Origin of the sequence: Candidatus Liberibacter brunswickensis, assembly GCF_036858155.1 — a bacterium.
Classification (GTDB): Bacteria; Pseudomonadota; Alphaproteobacteria; order Rhizobiales; family Rhizobiaceae; genus Liberibacter; species Liberibacter brunswickensis.
The window spans coordinates 21,553-45,845 of record NZ_JAAEJX010000005.1 but is presented as its reverse complement, the minus strand read 5'-3'; the positions used below and the strand labels follow the sequence as shown (position 1 = coordinate 45,845).

The window sequence follows — 24,293 nt, the reverse complement described above, 5'->3', positions numbered from 1 at the left end:
TCTAAATAAAATAATGTAGATTTTTAAAAAGATTCTATTCGCTTAAGAGAGATATCCAAGGATTGTTTTTTCTTTTTAATCTTAGCAAGTTTCTCTTTTTCTAACTGTAAAACTTCAGGAGGAGCTTTTTCTATAAAAGATTTATTATCTAATCTTTTTTTAATAGAATATAGTTCACTAGTTACTTTTTTAAGAGATTTTTCAAGACGAGATTTTTCTTTAACAAAATCAATGAAATCACCAATTTGCAAAAAGAATATCATACCATCAAGAACGATTTGAATTGAATGATCTGGAGGATAATCTTTAAAAACAATATTTCCAGAAGATAAACGATTAATAATATGCTTATGACATACTAACCTATCTCGCATAAGTGGATCTATATTGACAAAAACTAATGGTATCACTGCTTTTAATGGTACGTTCATCTCTGTACGTACAGAACGAACTTCAGAAATTAATTTAATAATCCAATTAACCTCTTCTACAGATGAACAGTCATCAAAAACAAGCGATGGCCAATGCACATGGCATAAACAATCTTTCTTTTTATTATCATCATATGGAGAGATATAAGCATAAAGTTCTTCTGTAACAAATGGTATAATCGGATGTAACAACTTACATACATTATATAGTACATACGAAAAACATGATAAAGTTTCAAAAACTACTTTTTCATCTTCTTGATTGAGAATTGATTTAATAAATTCCAAGTACCAATCACATAACTCATTCCATACGAAACGATATAAAACGGCAGATACATCGTTAAAACGACGATTCTCCATTCCTATAGTAACCTCATTGATCACAACAGCAAGTCGTGCAATAATCCATTTATTAATAACCCACTCTACATTTTGAGGTATAAAAGAAACACTATGTTTTGCATCTTTCATCTTTGCAAAGCGTATAGAATTCCAAAGTTTCGTTATAAAATTACGATAACCAACAACACGTTCTAAATCTAACTTAATATCACGTCCTTGGACTGCCATAATAGAAAAATAAAATCTCAAAGCATCTGCACCATATTGATCTATTAAATCAATTGGATCTATAACATTGCCTCTAGATTTAGACATTTTTTGTCCATTTTTATCTCTAATTAGAGCATGCATATAAACTATTTGGAAAGGTTCAATTCCCTCTCCTTCAGTATTTTTCATGAAATACAAACCCATCATCATCATACGAGCGATCCAGAAAAATAAAATATCGAATCCAGTTACGACAACATTTGTAGGATAATAATTCTTTAATTCAGTAGTATGTTCTGGCCATCCAAGAGATGCAAAAGGCCAAAGGGCAGAAGAAAACCAAGTATCTAATACATCTTCATCACGTTTTAAAAAACTTGATATACTTCCCTCTTGAATCATTTTTTGCATGCTTATAGTAATTTCATTATTTTGCTCTGTATAATAATCAATAGCAGAACGCAAAGCATCTTCTTCAGTAACTTCTACGAAGAGTTTTCCATCAGGACCATACCAAACAGGAATTTGATGTCCCCACCAAATCTGACGTGAAATACACCAAGGCTGAATATTATCTAGCCATTCATAATAACTCTTATCCCAAGATTTAGGAATAAAACTTGTACGAGAATTTTTTACTGAACGAACAGCAGGTTCTGATAAGACTTTAGCATTAAGATACCACTGTTCTGTTATACGAGGTTCGATAATTACACCACTACGCTCACAGCGAGGTACTACGTGCTTATAAGATTCAACTTTATCAAGTAAATTATTTTTTTCAAGGAATGAAACTACTTTCGAACGAGCTTCAATACAATCTAAACCATCAAAATAATTGATAATATCATTTATTTCATCGTTTGAAATAACGATATCTTTTAAGAAACTATCATTTTTTAATAGAAAAATTTTTGCCTGAGGAGTCAAAATATTAATTAAATCTAATTTATGACACTTTGCTACTTCGAAGTCATTAAAATCATGTGCAGGAGTTACTTTGACCACTCCAGATCCGAATTCAGGATTAGGATAAGAATCACATATAACAGGGATAACACGACCAACTATAGGAAGTTTTAAATACTTTCCAACAAGATCTTTATAACGACAATCATCAGGATGAACAATAACGGCAACATCTCCAAATATTGTTTCTGGACGAGTCGTAGATACAACAACGTAATCACGAATCTCCCACTCAGTTGGATTTTCATCATCATCAAACTTAATCGGATAACGATAAGTGGATCCATCAACTAATGGATAACGTAAGTACCACAAACTACCATTAACTTCATATTGAATTACTTCAAGATCAGAAACAGAAGTTTTAAGATATGGATCCCAATTACTAATTCTTTTATCTTTATAAATCAAACCATCTTTATAAAGAGTAACAAAAGCATGGATAACTGCTTTGGACATTCCTTGATCCATCGTGAATCTCTCACGGGACCAATCACATGATGCACCCAATCTTTTTAATTGGCTGAGAATCGATCCTCCTGATTTTTCTTTCCACTCCCAAACTTTTTCAATAAAAGCCTGACGTCCAATACAATCTCTAGTGCGAGAAGATTCTGACAGTAAACGAGACTCAACTGTTATCTGAGTGGCAATACCAGCATGATCCATACCTGGTTGCCAAAGAACATTCTTTCCCCTCATACGTTCAAAACGAACGATGATATCTTGTATAGTACTATTAAAAGCATGACCCATATGCAACGATCCCGTTACATTAGGCGGAGGCATAGCAATACAAAATGACTCTGAATCTGTATTAGCATTAGCGCCCATGCGAAACGCATCTATAGAATGCCATTTTTCTAAGCTTCTTTTTTCTACTGAACAGAAGTCATATGTTTTATCTATCATATACTAAAAACAATCAAAAAATAACAACCTTATCATGATTTCACATGGAAAACATATGCATGTAAAGACTAAAAGAAATTATAAATATTAACGTCTAACAGGACCTCTTGCAATTCTTTCTATCTCTTCTCGTACAAGCCTTTCTACGATTCCTGGCAAATTATCATCTAACCATTCACGAAGCATAGGACGTAATAAATCTATAGAAATCTGGTCAAGGGAACGACTACCAGATTCTTTAAGAGCCTTTACTAACTGATCAAAAGAAGCAGAAACTTTATCGCCAATATCAGACGAAATAAGCATCTGATCTTCTTCCTTACTAACATCCGAGACAACAGAAGAATTAATTGATTCTTTTAACGGTACATTAAGATCTGAACTTGAGGGAATATCCTTATTCAAGGACTTATCCTGAGAAGTTTCCCCTACTGATACACCTTGAGAATATACATCATCAACTACACTTTCATAAGTTTTACCTCTTGCTTCAGCACGAACACGAGCTGCAATATCAGAAAGTGATACTTTTTCCTGTTGAGGAAGTTCCGAACTATATTTTCTCAAGCGAGAATTATGATCTGTAAAGATAGTATTATTTGAACTATTATCTTCTTGAACGACATCTTCTTTTCCCTCAACATTGTCTTGGCGCTCTTGAACTTGAGTCTGCACATTGTTAGAAGAGGTAAACTCTTGGTCATTATTTTCTAATATTCTACGAATAGAATTAACTATTTCTTCCATAGATGGTTCGGACACAGCATTATATTGAACCATTTTCATCCCCTTTAAAGCACTATAAAACAAAGTGCTATTAATTATAAATTTTTAAACGCCATAAACTACAACATCAAATTAACTAGTAATTTCCGAATAAAGAAATACATCTCATATTCATATCTAAATTCATACTCATATTCATTTACCTCTCAAAAAACCTAAACGTTATAATTTTCTCTTGAAAAATATAAAAATCCCAAGAATCGTCTAAGTAATTACCATAAACTATATAAAAATCACTTTTAAAAATAAACCAAAATATTTAATAATTTTAATAAATTGTTAATACTTCACAACTTTGTCTTTATAACGGGAATATTATTTTAAAAAATAATTAATAACGATAAAATATGATTAATATAAAGATCACTTATTGAAAATTACACATATTTTATAATTGTTCCTATCATTATAAATGTTATATTTGATTATAGACAAACTTAATTTTTGAATTATTAATATTTTATGTTAACTAAATTTATCCTTGCTAGATAAAATGTTTGCTGTTATTATCAGGCATCGATTTTCATTACTAAGTACTAAGTCTTTAAAAGAAGTTTTATACTCTCTTTGTTTTAATTTTATATCTTTGGCCTCGTGGCGGAATGGTTACGCAGAGGACTGCAAATCCTTCAACCCCAGTTCGATTCTGGGCGAGGCCTCCATCATGATTTAATTTTTTAAAAACAAAGGGAAATAAGTTGTTTATGTCACTTATTTTACATTATTAAAAAACATGTTCTAAATGCTTGCTATATAAAAACCTATCATTTCTATATTTTCCAACAACTAGTTACGGAAATACCTTTTCCAAATTTGAAAAAATAAATTTGATACCGCATTCCTATTCATAGAAAATAAAACTTATTTTTGTATTAGATAGGTAAAATCTTTATACGAGTTATAATTTTTAAAATACAAGAAATATTCTTTTAAACCATATGTAATAATATGCGAAACCAAATATTTTAAATTATATGGCATATTGATTTATTAACAACAAATAACCGTATCTTTATTTAACTAAAAAATCTCAATGAATAATCTAAAAATATTTTTTTTTATATTTATTTTACTGATAGCATCGTGCAGTATTGGTCCCGAATATACAATGACTAAAATGCCAATGTTACCCACAAAATTTTCTATAGGAAATTCAAAAAAAACAACTAATATAGACACACTAAAATGGTGGGAATCATTCAAAGATGATTATCTTAATAAACTTGTCCAAATTGCTTTAAAACAAAATCTCACAATACTTCAAGCAAAAGAACGTATAAATATCGCAAAAGAAAATATATTATCTGTTCAAAACGAAATTCTACCTTCTTTGCAAACGTCAATATCGCATAACATTATGCCAAAATTAGAAACTAATTCTGTAGGAAAATTAAGTTCTAACTGGAAGATTGATCCATTTGGACAAAAAAAGCACACAGAAAGCTCTAAAGCGAACTTTGATGGTATATATGCTCAATCAGATATAGCAAAACTCACTATTATTTCCAAATTAATATCGTCATATATAAATGCACGTCATTTAAAAGAAAGAATATATATCACTAATCAAATATTAGATTTACACAAAAAAAATCTAGAATTAAATCGTCTTAAATTTTCTAAAGGAGCAATATCAAAATTATCTCTTATGAAAATAGAAGCAGAAATAAAATCAGCTGAATCTGAGATATATCCTCTAGAAAAAGAATTTCGTGTTAACGTACATAATATATCCACTCTTCTTGGTTATCCCGCCACTGAATTTTTATATGATATACAAAGGCAGCCTAATTCTTTTCAAATTAATTTATACATACCTGTTAATATCGGAATCCCAGCAGACCTTATTAGAAATAGACCTGATATTAGATATCAAGAGAAAAAACTTACTGATTATATTGCTAAAATAGGCATAGCAAAATCCGACCTTTATCCTTCAATTTCACTAAATGGATCTATCTCCCTTTCGAGAGATAGTAGATTTCCCGGGAATAATACTACTTGGTCTTTTGGCCCAACAATATACATGCCGATTTTTGATCAAAAAAAGACGAGATCTAACATACGTAAAGCTGAATATTTAGCACAAGAACAATATATTTCATGGAAAGAAACAGTATTAAATGCTATTAAAGAAGTAGAAAACGCACTATCATCTGTTGATGAAGACAAAAAAAATGTAATAAAAAACCAAGATATTTTGGAATTATATGAAAAATCCACGTCATTATCAATGATCAATTACATACATGGGAAATATTCATTGCATGATATATTAGAAATACAACATAATACAGAAAAAGCAAAAATTGATTTATCTATAGCAAAAAAACAATTGGCAAAAGACTATGTAGATCTATATGTTGCAATTGGTAGCGGATACAATTTATAAGAGATAAACTAAAGTGAATATATAAAAATAATTTTTATTTTCAAAGACCTTAATGTTTAAAATATATAAATATAAAAATACTTAAATTTTGCTATTTTAAAGATATAATAAAACATAAATAGGAATTTAAATAACATGTAGTATAATTATAGAAAATTAATTAAATAATGGATATATTCTTTGCATAATTAATGCATCGACAATAGTTTAGATGACTCTAGTAATGTTGTTTCCAATATAATTTCCATTATGATTACATTATTGCATCATAAAAAAAACATAACTTTGATATAAGCGAGAAAATATGCAAAAAAAAACAAAATTAAGAGCAGAATTACCTCGTGGATTTGCTGATTGTCCAACAGAAGAAATCCGTACTCGCAATAAAATTATTGATGCTATTCGCAATATATATGAAAAATATGGTTTTGATCCTATTGAAACCCCTTTATTAGAGTATTCTGATGCCTTGGGGAAATTTTTACCCGATGAAGATAGACCTAACAAAGGTGTTTTTTCTCTACAAGATGATGATGGTCAATGGATTAGCTTACGTTATGACTTGACCGCACCTTTGGCACGCCATGTTGCAGAAAATTTTGATACAATAATTTTTCCATGCCGCACATACCGTATTGGCCCTGTATTTCGCAATGAGAAGCACGGACCTGGAAGGTTTAGACAATTTATACAATGTGATGTAGATAATGTTGGATCGTCAGCAGAAACAGCTGATGCCGAAATGTGTATGATGATGGCAGATACTATTGAAGCCGTAGGAATAAAACAAAGTGATTACCAAATAAGAATAAATAATCGCAAAATACTTGATGGTATATTAGAAAAAATTGGATTGCATGGTGATGCTAAATTAAAAGAAAGATTAATTGTCCTAAGAGCAATTGATAAACTTGATAAATTTGGACTAGCAGAAGTTAAATTATTGCTTGGAAAAGGACGTAAAGATAATTCAGGAGATTTTACTACAGGAGCTAATCTTAAAGCAGAACAAATCGATATAATAACGTCTTTCCTTTCTATTGATCTTGAAAAATCGATGGATAAATTGTACGAGCTAGTTAAAGGATCAATTATAGGAGAAGAAGGATTTAATGAACTAATCAAAATTAGTGAACTAGTCAAAAAATCTGGATACGATTCAAATCGTATTGCAATATCTTCTACAATTGTCAGAGGCCTTGAATACTATACAGGATGTGTTTACGAAGCCATTTTGAATTTCCCTGTTATGAATAAAAAACAACAGTCTGTAATATTTGGATCTGTTGGAGGTGGTGGTCGTTACGATGGACTTGTGTCACGTTTTAAAGGACAAAAAGTACCTGCAACCGGTTTTTCTATCGGAATTTCGCGCCTGATAGTTGCATTAAACAGCCTTAAAAGTTCAGTAAATAATTCAAAAGAAATTGGGCCTGTGTTAATAACCACCATGGATCATGATACGGATAGCTTAATAAAATATCAAATGTATACACAAATATTACGTAAAGCAGGAATAAGAGCCGAAATGTTCCTAGGATCTTCTAAAATTTTTGGAAATCAATTAAAATATGCCGATCGACGTAATTGTCCTCTTGCTATTATTCAAGGGACAGGAGAAAGATCTCAAGAAATGTTACAGATTAAAGATCTAGTAAAAGGAAAGGAACTTTCCCAAGCAATAAAAGACAATGAATCTTGGCGTGAAGCACGAGTAGCTCAAACTATGATTCCAGTTTCTGAGCTAGTCTCTACTGTAAAAAAAATGTTACAAAACTATAAGGATTAAATGTAAATAATTTTTGTATTTTGCAAAATAACAATATTAAGTGCGTTCTTTATTGCAAGATTAGACAACAGTGATCTTATAAATTAGATAAAAGTTATTATTAATAATTCATTATTGGATGCGCTGTATCAAGGCACCACAATTGCTCAATTTTTTCTCTAAACACTCAAACCCTCGGTCAAGATGATAAACTCGAGAAATTTCTGTTTCTCCTTGAGCGGCTAGTGCAGCTATAACGAGCGAAACCGAAGCACGTAAATCTGTTGCCATCACAGAAGATCCTCGTAATACATTAATTCCTTTAACTCTTGCTGTTTGCCCTGAAAGAGAAATTTGAGCACCAAGTTTAACTAGTTCTTGTACGTGCATAAAACGATTTTCAAAAATAGTTTCAGTGATATGAGAAATACCTTCTGCACGACACATCATAGCCATAAATTGAGCTTGTAAATCAGTCGGGAAACCAGGAAAAGGAGCTGTTACAATATCAACTGGTTTTAATTTTTCTCCACTCCATCGTATACGAATACCTTCGTTTACAACATCAATATCCACTCCTGTCTGACGCATTACTTCAAAAACTGTTTTTAAAAGAGAAAAATCATTAATTTTTAATACGACGTCTCCTCCCGTCATTGCTACAGCCATTGCATAAGTTCCAGCTTCAATTCGATCTGAAAGAACCCTGTGACGTGCTCCTGATAAACTTGTAACCCCTTCTATTGTAATAGTAGAAGAACCCATTCCAGATATTTTTGCTCCCATAGAGTTAAGGCAATAAGCAAGATCAACAACTTCTGGTTCACGTGCTGCATTATGAATAGATGTATCTCCATGACACAAACTTGCCACCATAATCATAACTTGTGTTGCACCTACAGATACTTTAGAAAACGTATAATTTGTTCCTCTCAAACCTTTACTAGAAACACGAGCATCTACATAGCCATCATCAATTGTTATTGTAACTCCTAAAGATTTTAAAGAATCAACGAATAAATCTACAGGACGTGTACCAATAGCACAACCACCAGGCAATGATATACGAGCATGTCCTTTTCGCGTTAATAAAGGTCCAATTATCCAAAAGCTAGCTCTCATTTTGGACACTAGATCATATGATCCAATCATATCAACTATACGACGGCATCTAAAATGCATAGTCGAAGAATAGCCATTCTCCTGATCATTATGTGAGTCATCACTTGATATCTCAACTCCATGAGACTTCAAAATACGAATAAGAAGCTTTACATCTGCCAAATCTGGCATATTTTCCAATGTCAAAGTTTCACTCGTAAGCAAAGACGCTATCATTAACGGCAAAGAAGCGTTTTTCGCACCAGAAATTGGAATAACTCCATTAAGCTTATTTCCCCCTATAATCTTTATACGCTCCATTTGTTCCACGGTTTTTAAAACCTAAATCCTCCTCAAAGTATAACAAGTAATTTGTCCTTATAAAATCACAAGCGAAGACATCTTACTCCATAACATATATATAGTATACACAAAAAATAAATTCATCTAATCAAAGATTTTTTTATATTGTTAATTTTTAAAGCGAGCTTGTTCTTTACGACGATGAAGATTAATTCTCAACATAGATGCTAATCTTTTCTTTCGTTCTTCTTTAGAATCAACTTTTTTTATTTTATTAGACGAAATACTTTTTTCATTATCATTATTGTCATCTTTATTATAATCCATTTTTATTTAATAACTCCATTCAAAAACGATAAAAAATTGAGTGCAATTTTCAGATTATATCTTATAATAAAATGTAGCAATAAAATTATAACTGATATACATTGGGAATATAGAGAATATGCTGCAGTAGCTCAGTGGTAGAGCACTCCCTTGGTAAGGGAGAGGTCGAGAGTCCGATTCTCTCTTGCAGCACCATAAAAAACATTTATATTCTATCTCTCAATAGAAAAAATTATATAAATAATAAAAAAATATTTCTTGAATAATTGCTATACTAATAGATATAGAAAAGTAGTCAATTTAATGATATTTTTCTTATGTCCTATTATTTTTATAAAATCCCTCAGATATAAATAACAATATCGGCGCAGCGACAAAGATAGAGGAAGCTGCTGCTATAAAAATACCAAATGCCATAGGGATTGCAAAACTTTCTACAACACCCCCCCCCCAAATAGCCATTGGCAATACAGAAATAAAAGCAGCAATAGAAGTGTAAATACTCCGACCTAAAGTCTCATTAATAGACTTATCTATTAAATACCTGAAAGAAGTAGAAGAATATAATTTCATATTTTTACGCATTCGGTCGTATACCACAACCTTATCATTAACTGAATAACCTATCAGCGTCAAAACAGCTGCAACAGCTGTTAGATTAAACTCTATTTCAAACAATGAAAAGAAACCCAATGTTTTGGTTATATCTAATATCAAAGTTGTAATTGCACCTATAGCAAATTGCCACTCAAAACGAACCCAAATGTAAATTAACATTGCAATTACAGAAATAACAATGCCTAAAATACCTTTTTTTATTAATTTTCCCGATACTTTCGGACCTACTATCTCTGTATGTTCGATTTTAGCAAATGGTACTATTTCGATTATTTTTTTCTTCACTTTTTCCAAAATATGAGATTGAGCAGAGCTACCACCGGGCTGATATTTTAACCTAACAAGAAAATTTTTATCTCCATCAAAATTTTGAAAAGAGATATCCCCTATTTGTAAAGATTCTAAATTAGATCGAATTATAGATAAATCTACAGGCTTATTGTTAATTACACCTACCTGGATTCCTCCTTTGAAATCAATCCCATAATTTAATCCATGAGTAAACAATAGAATAATAGAAACGATTGAAAAAAAGATAGAAATTCCAATACCCCAAAAACGAGTTTTCATAAATTGAATATTAGTATGATCGGGAATCAAAAAAAATCTAGATAAAGGTTTGATATTTATAGATTTCATTTTTTTGTATCGCACAATAAAAATCATCATAGCACGAACAACATAAATTGCCGTAAACATAGATATCAAAATAGATAAACCCATTGTAACAGCAAAACCACGAACTGGTCCACTTCCGCAAAAAAACAAGATAACAGTTGCTATCAAAGCCGTCATATTAGAATCCAAAATAGTAGAATAAGCACGGGAAAAACCCATATCTAAAATATAAAAAATACTTTTATTTTTACGATTTTCTTCTCGTATTCGTTCATTTACTAAAATATTAGCATCAACAGCTAATCCTATACCTAGTACAATACCAGCAATACTTGGAAGAGTTAAAGTAGCATCCAATAAGCTTAAAAGAGCAAGGGTCAAAATAACATTTAAAAAAATAGAAAAATTAGCAAGAAGTCCCCATTTTCCGTATAAAATAATCATTAAAAAAACGACAAGAATAAATCCAGCTATAATAGCATGCGCACCTCTATAAACAGAATCACTACCAAGATCTGCGCCGACACTTCTCTCTTCAACAATATTTAGTTTTACAGGAAGGGAACCTGCACGTAACATCGCTGCCAAAACACCTGCTGTTTCAATCGTAAAATTACCAGATATTTGTGCTTTACCACTTGGAATAGACTGATTAATAACAGGAGCAGTTAAAACTTTGCCATCAAGAACTACGGCTAAAACATTTCCTATATTATTACGTGTAACTTCAAAAAAACGACGGGTACCAATCTCATCAAAACTAATATCTATAACTGGTTTATGATTTTTAGGATCAAAATTAGCAGTAGCACTGTTCAAGTGTGTTCCAGAAATTTCAACTTTATCTTCTACAAGATACTGATTACCATCATTATCTTTTAAAATACTTGTACCAGGAACAAATCCTTTATGGTTCAACAATACTCTATGAAAACTCAACTTAGCTGTTGTGCCTAATAATTGACGCAAACGAGAAGGATTTTTCTCTCCTGGAAGTTGAATAAGTATACGATTTGATCCTAAACGCTGTATAGTTGGTTCACTAATACCAATTTGATCAATACGATGACGAATAATTTCCATACTTTGTTCAATGGCACGAGCAACTAATGATTCAATATCATTTGGTTTAAAAACAATTGATATTTCATTTTCAAAACCATTCTCAATAAACAAATTTTTCTTGGGATTTATATTGAATCTAGAAGAAGAACTGCGAAAAAAACTATTGATTTTATCTACTGCACTCTCTTTTAATTTATAATCAGGAAAAGAAATTTTTATTTTATTTTTAACCTGACGAACTGAAAGAATATTAATACTCTCTTTATTTAAAAAATATCGTAGTTCGTCTAAATATAAATTTAAACATCCATTGATAAGATCATCTTCATCTACTTCTAAGACCAAATGAGATCCACCTTGTAAATCCAATCCTAAAGAAACACGATGTTTAGGTATAAAAGAAGGAAATTTATCTAAAATAGATTGTGGAAGAAAATTAGGTAAAGCAAATCCCACTCCTAGACAACATATCATTACACATAGAAAAACAAGCAAAGGATTGTTACGCATTTACATCCTCATTCTAAAGCATTAAATCACAATGATTTATCAAAAAATTTATTCAATTAAAAAAAAATTTAAGAATCAATTTTTTCCGTTGCAGAATTATCTTCTATATTAATATCATCATCGTTGTTACATTTATCGTACGTAATCTTTCCATGATGCACTTGATTCAATCTATCTAACATACCAAAAGCAATTTCTTTTGCAATAATTACAACAGTATCCGCCCCATATCGATTCAAATGTTCTACTTCAGAAGCAGAATCAGCAATAGCTATAATTAATATAGAAGAATTTAAATTACGAGCTTCTTGTGCAACATAAGCCGATTCAAAAGCAGTAGGAATAGATATAATAAGAGAACGAGCTGCTTCAATATTAGCCATTGACAGAACCTGAGGAAGGGTAGCATTACCATATATAACATCAATATCCAATGAACGAACCTCTTCAATTCTCTTCTCAGACTCTTCTATAACAAGTAGTGGAATACCCCCTGCTTTCAAATTTTGAACTATTATTTTACCAATACGTCCATATCCAACTAAAACAGCATGATCACAAAGATCTGTCTTCTGCATTATAAATTCTTTTTTATCTAAAACTTTTTCCACAGTAACTTCTTTTTTTGTATCTCTTTCTATATAAGTATGAGAAACATTTTCTGTAAAACTATTATCAGCTATTCTTGCAAAACGTAAAACAAGAAAAGACTGTAGAGATCCAGCTAAAACAAATACAAGAGGATTTAATATAATTGATATAATAGAAGAAGCTAAAATAATATCTCTAGCTTGAACTGGTAAAATCCCCATTTCTACGCCAAGACTAGCTAAAATAAAAGAAAATTCACCAATTTGAGACAAGCTTGCAGCAATTGTCAAAGCTGTTGGGACAGATCTTCCAAAAGAAATTACTACAATAAACGCTATTACAGCTTTTCCCAAAATAACAATGAGCACTGCCATAATCAAGAGAATAGGATGACTGATCAAAATATCAGGATTAAACATCATCCCTACTGAGATAAAGAAAAGAACCGAAAACGCATCACGCAACGGAAGACTTTCTTGTGCAGCATTTTGACTAAGCTCACTTTCAGCTAAAATCATTCCTGCAAAAAAAGCACCTAAAGATAGAGAAACTCCAAAAAGTTTTGAGGATCCGTATGCAAATCCAAGTGCTATGGCTAATACAGCAAGACGAAATAGTTCTTTAGATCCTGTATAAAATATCTTATGCAATATCCAAGGGATCACCCTTCTCCCAAAAATCAACATTACTCCTATAAAAGCAACAACCTTTAAAATAGTAATAAAAATCAGCCCTAGGAATCCCAATTCAAAACCCAAAACTTGACTGACAAGGGAAATAAAAGTCCACGGATGAGTTTCAGCAGGCAAATTTGTAGAATAGTGTGCATCAGCAGGAATGAAAACAAGTGCAAGAACTATCACTAAATCTTCAACAATTAACCATCCAACAGCAATCTTCCCACGCTCTGTTTCAAGAATACGATTTTCTTGAAGAGCTTTTAAAAGAACAACAGTAGATGCAATAGAAAGAGCAAGACCAAATACAACACTACCTCCTAGAGACCAACCCATGGCTAATCCTAGTAAGGCACCAAGCGCTGTCCCCAAAACAATCTGAATAATAGCACCAGGAAGAGCGACACCACGTACAGAAATGAGATCTTTTACAGAAAAATGCAAACCAACACCGAACATTAATAGGATAATTCCTATCTCTGCAAGTGCAGGAACTAAAGATTGACTGGCAACAAATCCAGGAGTACGAGGCCCTACAAGAATGCCCGCCACAAGATAACCTACCAATGTTGGTAAACGGCACCGGTTTGCAATAGCTCCGAAAATAAAAGCCAATACAAAACCCCATATAATGGTAGTCATAAAAGGTGTCTCGTGCGACATAAGAAAGCCCCATAAGATGATATTAATAAATCATCTTCTTAAAATTTAAAGAAATTGCATAATATTTTTAAAATACGAAAAAAAATCAATAATATATGAAATTAAAAATCAAATTCCGTAGCTGTCCTGAACAATTATCTTCCCTGTTAATTAAGAACATTACCATCTTTCTTTTTCCCTAGGATGATCAAGTTGCATACTATGTAAAAATACTGCCGAAAAATTAGTTCGAATGGAAATATAAACACTTACTACTTTATGATTGAAAATTACTAATAAATCGTGTACTTAGAGCTTTCAATATAAAATAAAGATACAAATTTAAGTAAAAATGTTTTAATAAAATTTACCATAACGAACATATTCATATTAACTAAAAAATTTATTTTCTTCTAGACTATATAAATATAATTTTTAAATTTTTATATCAAAAGTTGCATGTATGGAAATTGAAGATTAATAATGCAGTTTAATTATATAATATTAAATTTTCGAAAAGGATATTTGAGGCATTTCCTCATTTTGTTCCCTCAAGACGCAATCAACATCAGCAATACAAAAATTAGCTTTTATAACGGATAGAGTAAAACACCTTTCAATAGCATGCTCAATCTCCCCATCTAAAGATTTATGTACTTTTACATTAAAATCTCGCGATATTTTAATATCTTTTAGAGGATATAAAGCTTTAGTTCGAGCCCAAAACATTGTACCAGCAAAAAAATCAAGATTTTTATCTTGGAAATCAACACCCATCCTATCAGAAATAGAACTAATCATTTTACTATTTTGCCCTAAGGATGACTTGTGATTACAATATCTATTAGGATAGCGATATGCCCGAGAACCGATCATACCTAACTTAGGATTAGCATCAAAAGTGTTAATAATTTTAAGAGCTACTCCTGGCGCTCCAAGGAGATCATAGAAAAGCCATCTTCTCCATAAATCTCCTTCCCACCACGTATGCCCTTTTCTTTTAGATTTCTTCCCGTGAATTTTACACACGTAGTCGTAACAACTCAATTCTTCCTTTTCAAGCAATGTTAGAAAAGGAAGAACATCACGTCCATAATTTTCCATTATATAAACACGTGCATTAGGAAATTTTTTCAAAATTTCAGATTTTATAGATGCACTATCTGCAACAAGTGTAACGTGTAAATCAAAATAAAAATTTAAACCCGATAATAAATTCGCTATTTCTCTCCAAAGATCAACATAATAAAGGTGAACTACAATAGCTACCTTTGATTTTATTGCGATCCTTGTAACTTTTTCAGGAACATGAAATTCCCATCCATGCAGTAGTCTTGGGAAATTGTGAATTTTCTGCCCATCAAAATTGAGCCTTCTTTTCATCATATAACGATTAGATTTGGAAAAAAATTTATTTCCCTTTCTTGAACCATATGCCACAACATAATTTTCATAGTAATATAATTTGTTTCTTCGCCTATAAAAAAGAGTCCAAAACCAAATAAAAAATCCTTTACAATAATCTACCTTTAAAATACTAAAATGATCACTATAAAAATGCCACCTTTCAAAACGAGAAGTAAATAAAAAATAATATTTATTGTATCTACTAATCGGCAAATAGATGACTATTTTCTTTTCCTTTGAAGAAATCATTCTGACGTTACATAACGAATAATCTCTAGATGAAACATTGATAACCAAACGGTATACAATAGGAAAAAATATCACGAGAATTAACCTAAAACATAACAATAAAAGACCAATATTGGTTACATAAAAAAATTATTTATTTCATTTCAATAATTTTCTTAAGATATAATCCATAAGGAGAATTGCCAAAATTATCAACAATCTTATAAAATTGTTGATCATTGATAAAATTGCGACGATATGCAATCTCTTCTGGACAAGCAATAGATAATCCTAAACGTTTTTCAACGTCTTGCACAAAAACAGAAGCCTCAAACAATGAATCTGGTGTACCTGCATCAAACCAATAATTATCTTCACGCAAAAATTCTACTTCAAGCAAACCTTTGCTAAGATAATGAGAATTAATATCAGTAATTTCTAATTCTCCACGAGCAGAAGGATGAAGATTACGAGCTATATTAACAACTTCTTGATCGTAAAAATAAATTCCTGTAATAGCAAAAGAAGATTTTGGATTTTTAGGTTTTTCTTCTATAGAAATAGCTCTATTCAAAGAATCTACTTCAACAATACCATACCGATGCGGATCTTTAACATGACAAGCAACTACGGTACCACATTTTGGTCGTGCACGAGCCTTCTGAAAAATAGATAACATATCAGAACCATAAAAAATATTATCACCCAAAATAAGAACCGACGAAGAATTACCAATAAATTTTGCACCTAAGATATAAGATTGTGCTAAACCATCTGGAGAAGGTTGTTCTATGTATGAAAAATTCACTCCCAACTTCTCTCCTGATCCAAAGAATGCCTTTAAATATGAAAGATCTCTTGGAGTAGAAATAATCAATATCTCACGAATACCAGCATCCATAAGAATACTCAAAGGATAATAAATCATAGGTTTATTATAAATCGGCAACATTTGCTTAGAAACCAAATCTGTTAATGGTTTAAGACGTGTACCAGAACCACCAGCAAGTATAATACCTTTCATCCTACCTCCAATCAAAATAAAGATCTAACTCTATTTATTTAAAACATTACCAATGATATCACGAACTCCTTCTTTCCATGAAGGAATACGTACTTTGTGAATTTTTTCTAATTTACTACAATCTAGACAAGAATATGATGGACGATATGCTTTTGTAGGATATTCTTTTGCAGAAATTCGACAAACTTTAGCATAAGGACCTCCATATTCTGACGATACTAAAAAAATATACTCAGCAAAATCTGCCCAACTAATAGAACCTCCATCTGCTGTCATATGAAATATCCCTCGTAAAGACATATCATTATTTTCTAACAAATTATGGGAAATTTTAATAATTGCTTCAGCAATCTGCGTAGCTGAAGTTGGTGTTCCAAATTGATCACATACAACACTTATTTCATTACGTTCTTTCGCTAATCGCAACATAGAAAGTAAAAAGTTTTTACTATACATTGAATAAACCCATGATGTACGTAAAACAACGTAATTATTAGTATAAGATGCTACTTCTTTCTCTCCAGACAATTTACTCTTTCCATATATATTCAAAGGATTAGTAGGAGAATATTCACAAATAGGTTTATGGAATGAACAATCAAAAACATAATCTGTAGATATATAGATACAAGGTACTCCAATGGATTCAGCTGCCTTTGCAACGGCTGCTGCACCTTTAGAATTAATATAAAAAGCAGTGTCTGGTTCATCTTCAGCTTTATCAACGGCTGTATAAGCGGCAGGATTGATAATTATATCAGGAGAAAATTTCATAAAAAAACTTGAAAAATCTTTTGGCTTTAAAAGATCAATATCTGGACGACCTATCCTAATAATCTCAACATTTTGTTTCCTAATATCGGAAATAGATTTGGCAATTTGTCCATTATTTCCTATTACAAGGCACTTCATTTAAATTTTCCCATGTGGAGTGATTATCAATTTTTAATTCTTTATATAAAGGAAGCCACCACCAACTATTATCCAAATACCAACGAACAGTTTTATTTAAACCACTTTCCATATTTTCTTTAGCAAACCATCCTATTTCAGATTTAATCTTAGAAGAATCAATAGCATAACGAAGATCATGTCCTGGACGATCTTTTGTAAAACGAATTAATTTACTATGAGAATAAGATTTCGGGATAAGTATATCTAATAATCTACTAATTTTACTTATAATATCAATGTTTTTTCTTTCATTATTACTACCAATATTATATTTTTCCCCTACTCTCCCTTTTCTAAGAACTAAGTATAATGCTCGCACATGATCTTCAACATAAAGCCAATCACGTACATTTTGTCCATCACCATAAAGAAAAACATCGGATCCATTTATCATTCTAGTAATAGCTAAAGGTATTAATTTTTCAGGGAAATGATAAGGACCGTAATTATTAGAGCAATTGGACAAAAGAACTGGCATGCCATATGTATGTCCCCATGACATAACTAAATGATCCGACGAAGCTTTTGAAGCAGAATACGGAGAAGATGGATTATAAGGCGTATCTTCAGAGAACAAACCTGTCTCCAAAGATCCATATACTTCATCTGTTGATATTTGCAAAAAACGAAAATTATTTTTTCTATCTCTAGATAAGCATGACCACCATAATCTTGTTTCTTCCAACAAGAAAAAGGTACCCATGATATTTGTATTAATAAATTCATATGCTCCTAGAATAGATCGATCTACATGACTTTCAGCTGCAAGATTCATGATAGCATCTGGCTGAAATTCCTTTAAAACAGTATTAATACATTTTCGATCGCAAATATCTCCTTGTAAAAATGAGAACAAATTACTTTTAGAAATATCTTTTAAAGAATCTAAATTGCCAGCATAAGTTAATTTATCTATGACTAAGACTTTTATTTTCAAATCATTTACTAAATATCGACACAATGCTGAACCAATAAAACCTGCACCTCCTGTAACGATTATACGCATAATATATTCCTTTCTATTTCTAATGGAATAAGTGGCAAACCATCATATTCAAAAGGACTATCTAGCTGATTTAAAAATGGCAGATTATTATCCTTTTCAGATAGAGAAGGAGAAATAATATCCAATAATGGCCATTTTATATCTATACTTTTATCTTTCCAAATAATTCCAGAATCATGTTCTAAAGAATAATGATTTGTAACTTTATAAATTACCTCAGTATTCATTTCTAAGGTTATGAAACCATGTGCAAATCCAGCAGGAATATAAAGCTGCAAACAATTATCTGCTGATAATTCTAATGCAAACCAATGTCCATAAGTTGGAGAATTTTTACGTATATCGACAGCAACATCAAAAATCCGACCAGCAATACATCGAACAAGTTTAGCCTGAGCATATGGAGGATACTGAAAATGTAATCCTCTTATTGTGCCAGAATTAGATGAAAAAGAGTGATTATCCTGTACGAAAACATCTTTAAAACCATTTGTTTTTAACGAATTGTCATTATAAGTTTCAGAAAACCAACCTCTAGAATCTGCAAATTTTTTATTTTTTACAATACGTACATACATATTAGAAACTCATTTAAATATAAAAAATACAAAAATATTTTTAGGAATGAATATACAAAAACAGTTAATAATTATAAAATTACTATTACAATTAAAATACACAATAACGTATATTTTAACTAATTTATTTATATACATACTATTATTTATATTATATTTTATTTTAATTTTTTATCGTTGCTTTATCAATTTAATATAAATAGAAAATAATTACATATATTAATCAAAAAAAAATTTTTGAAAAACAAATTTTTACATACATTAATATTATCAACTAAATATAACTTATTCTAAAGCGAATAATTTTTATATAAATATCGGAGAAAATAATGGCGGTAAAAACCTCCTATAAGAATATTTTAAAATCTCTTTTTAGAAAAATAAAATTTAAATTGTATCGGCCTCTTAGGCTTCGGATTAAAAAAATCAAACAATTTGACAACGAATATGTAAAATGGTCAGAAATATTTCATGATGCATCTCCTAAACTTACAAAAAGAATCCTTTTAGAAATATCAAAATGGAAAGAAAAACCACTTATATCTGTGATTATGCCTGTATATAAAATTAAAACAGAATGGTTGGAAATGGCAATAGAGTCCGTTCGAAACCAAATTTACCATAATTGGGAATTGTGCATTGCAGAAGATTGTTCCGATGATCCCAAAATAGTATCGATACTAAAAAAACATTCTAATATGGATCCAAGAATTAAAGTAGTTTTTCGATCTAAAAATGGACATATCTCTGCCGCTTCTAATAGTGCAGCTCAATTAGCAACAAGTGAGTGGATTGCTCTTCTAGACGACGACGACCTATTGCATCCTACAGCTTTATATCATGTGGCAGATACCATTAATCGCAATCCAAATGCTGAAATCATCTACTCCGACGAAGATAAAATTGATGTAAATCAAGTACGAAGTGGGCCATATTTTAAATATGATTTTAATATTGACCTTTTTTATGTTCATAATATGATCTCTCATTTAGGAGTTTATAGAGCAAAAACTTTTAGAGAAATAGGAGGATTTAGAGAAGGTTTTGAAGGTTCACAAGATTATGATCTAGCCCTTAGATTCTTAGACAAAATTGATGTTTCACAAATAATTCATATACCTCGTGTTCTTTATCACTGGCGCATTCATGATGGAAGCGCAGCTCAAAAAATGAGTAATAAAAATTACGCTGGAAAAGCAGGAGAAAAGGCTTTAAATGAATATTTTAAACGCTCTGGCACATTAGCTAAAGCAGTTTTTGAGGGTGTTCAATATCGTACTCATTACATGATACCTAAAGAAAAAATTCCCTTAGTCAGTATTATTATACCTACTTATAATTATCATAATCTTTTAAAGGTATGTCTGAAAAGCATCTATCAAAAAACCGTTTATTCTCATTTTGAAGTAATTATAATTGATAATCTATCAGATGATCCAAAAACCTTAACTTATCTGAAAAACATTTCAAAAAAACATTCAAACTTGCGTGTTATAAAAGACGATACATATCCTTTTAATTATTCAAAGATAAATAATAACGCCTCGATACATGCAAAAGGCCAATATATTTGCTTTCTCAATAACGATACAGAAGTTATTAGTGGGCAATGGTTATCTGAAATGGTAGCGATAGCACGTCAAAAACAAGTTGGAATTGTCGGAGCACGTTTATGGTATCGTGAGCAGAAGTTATTATGGAAAAAGAAAAGTCGTAAAAGACGACTACAACATGGTGGTGTTGTTATGGGAATTGGTGGAATTGCAGGACACAAAAACAAACATCATCGAGCACAATGTCGTGATCCAAATTTGCAAGCTTTTGCAATGCACTGTACACATTCAGTTTCTGCCGTCACGGGTGCTTGTATGGTTATAAGTAAAAAATGCTTTACACAAGTAGGTGGATTTGACGAAGAAAACGCTCCTACTGTATTCAGTGATGTAGATCTTTGCTTGAGAGTACTCGAACATGGTTATAGAAATGTTTGGACTCCACATGCAGACTTGTACCATGAAGAATCTCGTACAAGAAAAAATGATCATGAAACAATAGAAAAAATGATTGCGTTTCAAAATGCATGTGTATACTTAAAAAAACGTTGGAAAAATATCATAGAAAGAGATCCATGCTATAATCCAAACTTAAGTCTATTATGCGAAGGACATCACGTGCTAAATTATCCACCTCGTTTAAATATGATTTCTAAGAATATTAAAATGGATATAAAATAGAAATATTCTATAGAATGGTTTTATTAGATTGTGTTGTGTGAGCAGTCTTATCTTTGTTTTCCATTCGTAACCGAGTGGCTAATAGCGAAAGTTCGTTAGTATCTAGGTTTTTAACATAAGACATAACTTTCTCTTTCAGCTCTTTTCTAACTTGTTTTAGGGGTATATAAGGTTTCTGTTCAATTGTAGGTTTATTGATCCCTCTTTTTTTAGGTGTGATACACTCATCACCAAAATAGATCCAATCTAAAGGTTTGTTTAAAGCTCTTTTGATTTTAAGGGCGGTTTTAATTTCAGGCTTACAGTGCCCGTTTTCCATGTTACTTATCCCCGCATGTGTCAATCCTATCAAAGACCCAAATTCTTTTTGAGTTAATCCCAACTCTTTACGGGATTCTTTTAGTCTAGATCCTATAGATTTAGCATCTAAAGAGCTTTTTTTAATTTTGTCTTTTTCATATATTAGGGTTTCAAAACCGTCATATAGCCAATCGAAAGACGCACCAAATTCGTTACGCAAGAACAGAGCGTAGTTAGTACTAGCTGGTGTATAGCCTAGTTCGAAATTACTAATAGCGTTTCGTAGTTGATTAGCTAGTTCCCCCATCTGATCTCGGCTTAACCGCAGGGATTCTCTAAACTGCTTAAATCTACTTCCTATTTTTATCCAATCTGGGCTGTTTTTCATAACTTCTTCCATACATATTTTATAACTTAAATCAAAGATTTAGTAAAGTTTATCACCCTCTTTTTATAAAATAATTTAAAAATAAATGTTTTTTTTAGTATTGACTAGAAACATTTATTCTTACATACTCTCGCTAATCAAACTTCAAATCTTCATGATGAGTTTGAGCACAACCCCTTCTCGGATTTTCTTAATTTTCAGTAGATCATGAATTTTATAAGGAAGTTTTGAGCAGGGGAAAAATTGAAGTGAAAACCTAAGAAAATAAGTAATGGTTTCCACATTTAAGCTATGCGACATATCATGCGGAGTTACTCTAAACCTTTAGAGAAATTACTTGCTCTGTTTCCCTTCATGAATGAGGAAGAAAAACGTTAAATAGCGAATTAAATCCGTAATATATTTTTGGATTCAAAAGGAAAGTGTTTTTGAAGCAATTGAAGAGACGGTAAAAATCCTATCGTTTGTTAGAAAATGAACACACATCAATTATAGATATGTTGTTTGTATTGGACATGGTTGAACCCTTGCTTCCTACTTAATTAATAGCAACAGCTAAAGGTTGAAAACTAACGCTTTTTATATGTTAAGGGCTGATTACATATGCAATTTCATAGTAGAAAGAAGGGAAAAACAAACTATGGAGGCAAAATAATGAACATTAAAAAATTATTAATTGCATCGACATTGATCTCTAGTGGCTCATTAGCCAGTTGTGAATTAATTAATAAAGAGAAGAAACTATCAGTGGATGATATCCGTGATGGGATTTGTAATCTCACTGTAAATGAAGGCATAGAGTTACAAAGAGAGATAGCTAAAATAGCGAAAAAGATTAAATATGACAAAGACTAATGTTTAGTATAGGGGGAGTATAGCTTAATTGGTAAAGCGACGGTTTCCAAAACCCGTAGGTCGTGGATTCGAATCCCATTGCTCCTGCCATGATAAAAACTATATATAGGATAATGGGAAAAGTACAACAACATTGGATGGATGATATTGAGTCACGGGATGAATGGAATTAGCTAAGAGGTCAAAAAAGGATTGATCCCACTAATGAGGATGAATGTAGGTGTGATCTAGTTGAATCGTCTAAGAAATTCAAAGGATATACTGATATTATCTTGCATTCTAGAGATACTCTAACAACTATTAACTATTCAGAATTGAAAAAAGTTCTGACTGACCATGTTAAAATATACAGTTGATAAATTACTAGATGAGATTTCTTCTAAATTTAAACAAAAACGGGCTGTTGAATGGGCTATAAGAAAACAAGAAGAGGATGAAGTACGTGTAGAAAAAGCCATGGAAGATGAATATTGAAATGTTCAACTTTAATATTCAAAATAATTTACTTATTTTGCCGTTTTTGGCTGATCATAGAAGGAAAGTTTTTTCTCTCAAATAATCTATTTTGGATTTAAGATTATCCTTCGGGCACAGGAAAGACAGGTTCTCCAGCTTTATCTGTGATATTGCGGATAACTGTTTTTCCAGTGTTGCACGACATATTCCAAGATCATGACTAGCGAATTGTGGATCTGAGTCCACGATAAGACGTTCAATCGCCCTCAAATATTTTATCACCTCTGCAGGATATCCTTGGGAGTTAGAGAAAAAGCCATAATGAATGCTAGTCAATTCAGTATATGGTTTACATCAAAAGCATTAAAAACTGGAAACATAGATGTATTTATTTAGGTGGAAATCAGTAGCATATAATAAGCTGAAAGATATACTCATGGAGTTGATAGAATGCGTTTAGGATCAATGCTTCTAAGGTGATTTCTTCTTCAAATAACCACGAACCCAATCAAACAAGGTGCGGATAATAAGGTAAAAAAGCTAGAATATCAATGACTTAACTTTGAATTAATAATAATATATAAATTGATATATTTTA

The 24,293-nt window shown here is 31.3% G+C and carries 18 protein-coding genes and 3 tRNA genes; 8 read left to right on the top strand and 13 right to left on the bottom strand.

Going from position 1 to position 24,293, the window contains the following annotated elements:
- Window positions 1-23: 23 nt before the first annotated feature.
- On the bottom strand, window positions 24-2,867 hold the full coding sequence (locus GY664_RS02010) for a valine--tRNA ligase (RefSeq protein WP_333947787.1): 2,844 nt from the start codon (window positions 2,865-2,867) through the stop codon (window positions 24-26).
- An 87-nt stretch (window positions 2,868-2,954) separates the two neighbouring features.
- Window positions 2,955-3,173: a PopZ family protein gene (locus GY664_RS05065; RefSeq protein ID WP_408612118.1), complete on the bottom strand. Its 219-nt coding sequence runs from the start codon at window positions 3,171-3,173 to the stop codon at window positions 2,955-2,957.
- Between the two features lie 1,068 nt (window positions 3,174-4,241).
- Between GY664_RS05065 and GY664_RS02000 the strand changes: the two genes are divergently transcribed.
- The 3 genes from GY664_RS02000 to hisS all read left to right on the top strand — a co-directional run bounded on the left by GY664_RS02000 (window position 4,242) and on the right by hisS (window position 7,834).
- Window positions 4,242-4,315 (top strand) — tRNA-Cys (locus GY664_RS02000).
- Between the two features lie 371 nt (window positions 4,316-4,686).
- Window positions 4,687-6,045, top strand: coding sequence for an efflux transporter outer membrane subunit (locus tag GY664_RS01995; RefSeq protein WP_333947785.1), 1,359 nt, complete (start codon window positions 4,687-4,689; stop codon window positions 6,043-6,045).
- Between the two features lie 304 nt (window positions 6,046-6,349).
- Window positions 6,350-7,834, top strand: coding sequence for a histidine--tRNA ligase (gene hisS, locus GY664_RS01990; protein ID WP_333947784.1), 1,485 nt, complete (start codon window positions 6,350-6,352; stop codon window positions 7,832-7,834).
- 111 nt (window positions 7,835-7,945) lie between these two features.
- On the opposite strand, the gene murA is transcribed toward hisS, so the two are convergent.
- Window positions 7,946-9,235, bottom strand: a complete 1,290-nt coding sequence (gene murA / locus GY664_RS01985) for a UDP-N-acetylglucosamine 1-carboxyvinyltransferase (protein ID WP_333947826.1) — start codon at window positions 9,233-9,235, stop codon at window positions 7,946-7,948.
- Window positions 9,236-9,385: 150 nt separating this feature from the next.
- A complete protein-coding gene (locus GY664_RS01980) occupies window positions 9,386-9,544 on the bottom strand; it encodes a hypothetical protein (protein WP_333947783.1) in 159 nt (52 codons plus the stop codon).
- A gap of 120 nt (window positions 9,545-9,664) precedes the next feature.
- Here GY664_RS01980 and GY664_RS01975 point away from each other — a divergent pair.
- Window positions 9,665-9,739, top strand: a tRNA-Thr gene (locus GY664_RS01975).
- Between the two features lie 120 nt (window positions 9,740-9,859).
- Here the strand turns inward: GY664_RS01975 and secD are convergent.
- The 7 genes from secD to rfbC all read right to left on the bottom strand — a co-directional run bounded on the left by secD (window position 9,860) and on the right by rfbC (window position 19,462).
- The gene (gene secD, locus GY664_RS01970; protein WP_333947782.1) at window positions 9,860-12,355 is read right to left on the bottom strand and encodes a protein translocase subunit SecD; all 2,496 of its coding nucleotides are present in this window, start codon (window positions 12,353-12,355) and stop codon (window positions 9,860-9,862) included.
- 68 nt (window positions 12,356-12,423) lie between these two features.
- Window positions 12,424-14,286 (bottom strand): cation:proton antiporter domain-containing protein, encoded by a 1,863-nt coding sequence (locus tag GY664_RS01965; RefSeq protein WP_333947781.1) that lies wholly within the window; start codon window positions 14,284-14,286, stop codon window positions 12,424-12,426.
- 483 nt (window positions 14,287-14,769) lie between these two features.
- Entirely contained in the window at window positions 14,770-15,996 is a 1,227-nt protein-coding gene (locus GY664_RS01960; protein WP_333947780.1) for a rhamnan synthesis F family protein, read from the bottom strand.
- Window positions 15,997-16,054: 58 nt separating this feature from the next.
- A complete protein-coding gene (gene rfbA / locus GY664_RS01955; RefSeq protein WP_333947779.1) occupies window positions 16,055-16,924 on the bottom strand; it encodes a glucose-1-phosphate thymidylyltransferase RfbA in 870 nt (289 codons plus the stop codon).
- A gap of 30 nt (window positions 16,925-16,954) precedes the next feature.
- On the bottom strand, window positions 16,955-17,836 hold the full coding sequence (gene rfbD, locus GY664_RS01950; protein ID WP_333947778.1) for a dTDP-4-dehydrorhamnose reductase: 882 nt from the start codon (window positions 17,834-17,836) through the stop codon (window positions 16,955-16,957).
- Window positions 17,811-18,884 carry a dTDP-glucose 4,6-dehydratase gene (rfbB, locus tag GY664_RS01945; RefSeq protein ID WP_333947777.1) on the bottom strand — a complete coding sequence of 358 codons (1,074 nt, stop codon included), beginning with the start codon at window positions 18,882-18,884 and terminating at the stop codon, window positions 17,811-17,813. The genes rfbD and rfbB overlap by 26 nt, the downstream gene beginning before the upstream one ends.
- Window positions 18,875-19,462, bottom strand: coding sequence for a dTDP-4-dehydrorhamnose 3,5-epimerase (gene rfbC, locus GY664_RS01940; RefSeq protein ID WP_333947776.1), 588 nt, complete (start codon window positions 19,460-19,462; stop codon window positions 18,875-18,877). The genes rfbB and rfbC overlap by 10 nt, the downstream gene beginning before the upstream one ends.
- Before the next feature lie 329 nt (window positions 19,463-19,791).
- On the opposite strand from rfbC, the gene GY664_RS01935 reads away from it, so the two are divergent.
- On the top strand, window positions 19,792-21,696 hold the full coding sequence (locus GY664_RS01935) for a glycosyltransferase family 2 protein (protein WP_333947775.1): 1,905 nt from the start codon (window positions 19,792-19,794) through the stop codon (window positions 21,694-21,696).
- A 7-nt stretch (window positions 21,697-21,703) separates the two neighbouring features.
- On the opposite strand, the gene GY664_RS01930 is transcribed toward GY664_RS01935, so the two are convergent.
- Window positions 21,704-22,384, bottom strand: a complete 681-nt coding sequence (locus GY664_RS01930; protein WP_333947774.1) for a helix-turn-helix domain-containing protein — start codon at window positions 22,382-22,384, stop codon at window positions 21,704-21,706.
- Between the two features lie 654 nt (window positions 22,385-23,038).
- Between GY664_RS01930 and GY664_RS01925 the strand changes: the two genes are divergently transcribed.
- From GY664_RS01925 to GY664_RS01915, 3 genes are all read left to right on the top strand, one after another.
- Window positions 23,039-23,239 (top strand): SEC-dependent effector SDE5640, encoded by a 201-nt coding sequence (locus tag GY664_RS01925; protein ID WP_333947773.1) that lies wholly within the window; start codon window positions 23,039-23,041, stop codon window positions 23,237-23,239.
- A gap of 13 nt (window positions 23,240-23,252) precedes the next feature.
- Window positions 23,253-23,329: transfer RNA gene (locus GY664_RS01920), tRNA-Trp, on the top strand.
- A 246-nt stretch (window positions 23,330-23,575) separates the two neighbouring features.
- Entirely contained in the window at window positions 23,576-23,713 is a 138-nt protein-coding gene (locus GY664_RS01915) for a hypothetical protein (protein ID WP_333947772.1), read from the top strand.
- A 54-nt stretch (window positions 23,714-23,767) separates the two neighbouring features.
- On the opposite strand, the gene GY664_RS01910 is transcribed toward GY664_RS01915, so the two are convergent.
- Window positions 23,768-23,977, bottom strand: a complete 210-nt coding sequence (locus GY664_RS01910) for a hypothetical protein (RefSeq protein ID WP_333947771.1) — start codon at window positions 23,975-23,977, stop codon at window positions 23,768-23,770.
- Between the last annotated feature and the right edge of the window lie 316 nt (window positions 23,978-24,293).

Excerpts from the sequence above, each read along its gene's own strand:
- GY664_RS02010 (WP_333947787.1), bottom strand. The coding sequence starts at position 2,867 with ATGATAGATAAAACATATGACTTCTGTTCAGTAGAAAAAAGAAGCTTA.
- GY664_RS05065 (WP_408612118.1), bottom strand. The coding sequence starts at position 3,173 with ATGCTTATTTCGTCTGATATTGGCGATAAAGTTTCTGCTTCTTTTGAT.
- GY664_RS01995 (WP_333947785.1), top strand. The coding sequence starts at position 4,687 with ATGAATAATCTAAAAATATTTTTTTTTATATTTATTTTACTGATAGCA.
- hisS (WP_333947784.1), top strand. The coding sequence starts at position 6,350 with ATGCAAAAAAAAACAAAATTAAGAGCAGAATTACCTCGTGGATTTGCT.
- murA (WP_333947826.1), bottom strand. The coding sequence starts at position 9,235 with ATGGAGCGTATAAAGATTATAGGGGGAAATAAGCTTAATGGAGTTATT.
- GY664_RS01980 (WP_333947783.1), bottom strand. The coding sequence starts at position 9,544 with ATGGATTATAATAAAGATGACAATAATGATAATGAAAAAAGTATTTCG.
- secD (WP_333947782.1), bottom strand. The coding sequence starts at position 12,355 with ATGCGTAACAATCCTTTGCTTGTTTTTCTATGTGTAATGATATGTTGT.
- GY664_RS01965 (WP_333947781.1), bottom strand. The coding sequence starts at position 14,286 with ATGTCGCACGAGACACCTTTTATGACTACCATTATATGGGGTTTTGTA.
- rfbA (WP_333947779.1), bottom strand. The coding sequence starts at position 16,924 with ATGAAAGGTATTATACTTGCTGGTGGTTCTGGTACACGTCTTAAACCA.
- rfbD (WP_333947778.1), bottom strand. The coding sequence starts at position 17,836 with ATGAAGTGCCTTGTAATAGGAAATAATGGACAAATTGCCAAATCTATT.
- rfbB (WP_333947777.1), bottom strand. The coding sequence starts at position 18,884 with ATGCGTATAATCGTTACAGGAGGTGCAGGTTTTATTGGTTCAGCATTG.
- rfbC (WP_333947776.1), bottom strand. The coding sequence starts at position 19,462 with ATGTATGTACGTATTGTAAAAAATAAAAAATTTGCAGATTCTAGAGGT.
- GY664_RS01935 (WP_333947775.1), top strand. The coding sequence starts at position 19,792 with ATGGCGGTAAAAACCTCCTATAAGAATATTTTAAAATCTCTTTTTAGA.
- GY664_RS01930 (WP_333947774.1), bottom strand. The coding sequence starts at position 22,384 with ATGAAAAACAGCCCAGATTGGATAAAAATAGGAAGTAGATTTAAGCAG.
- GY664_RS01925 (WP_333947773.1), top strand. The coding sequence starts at position 23,039 with ATGAACATTAAAAAATTATTAATTGCATCGACATTGATCTCTAGTGGC.
- GY664_RS01915 (WP_333947772.1), top strand. The coding sequence starts at position 23,576 with ATGTTAAAATATACAGTTGATAAATTACTAGATGAGATTTCTTCTAAA.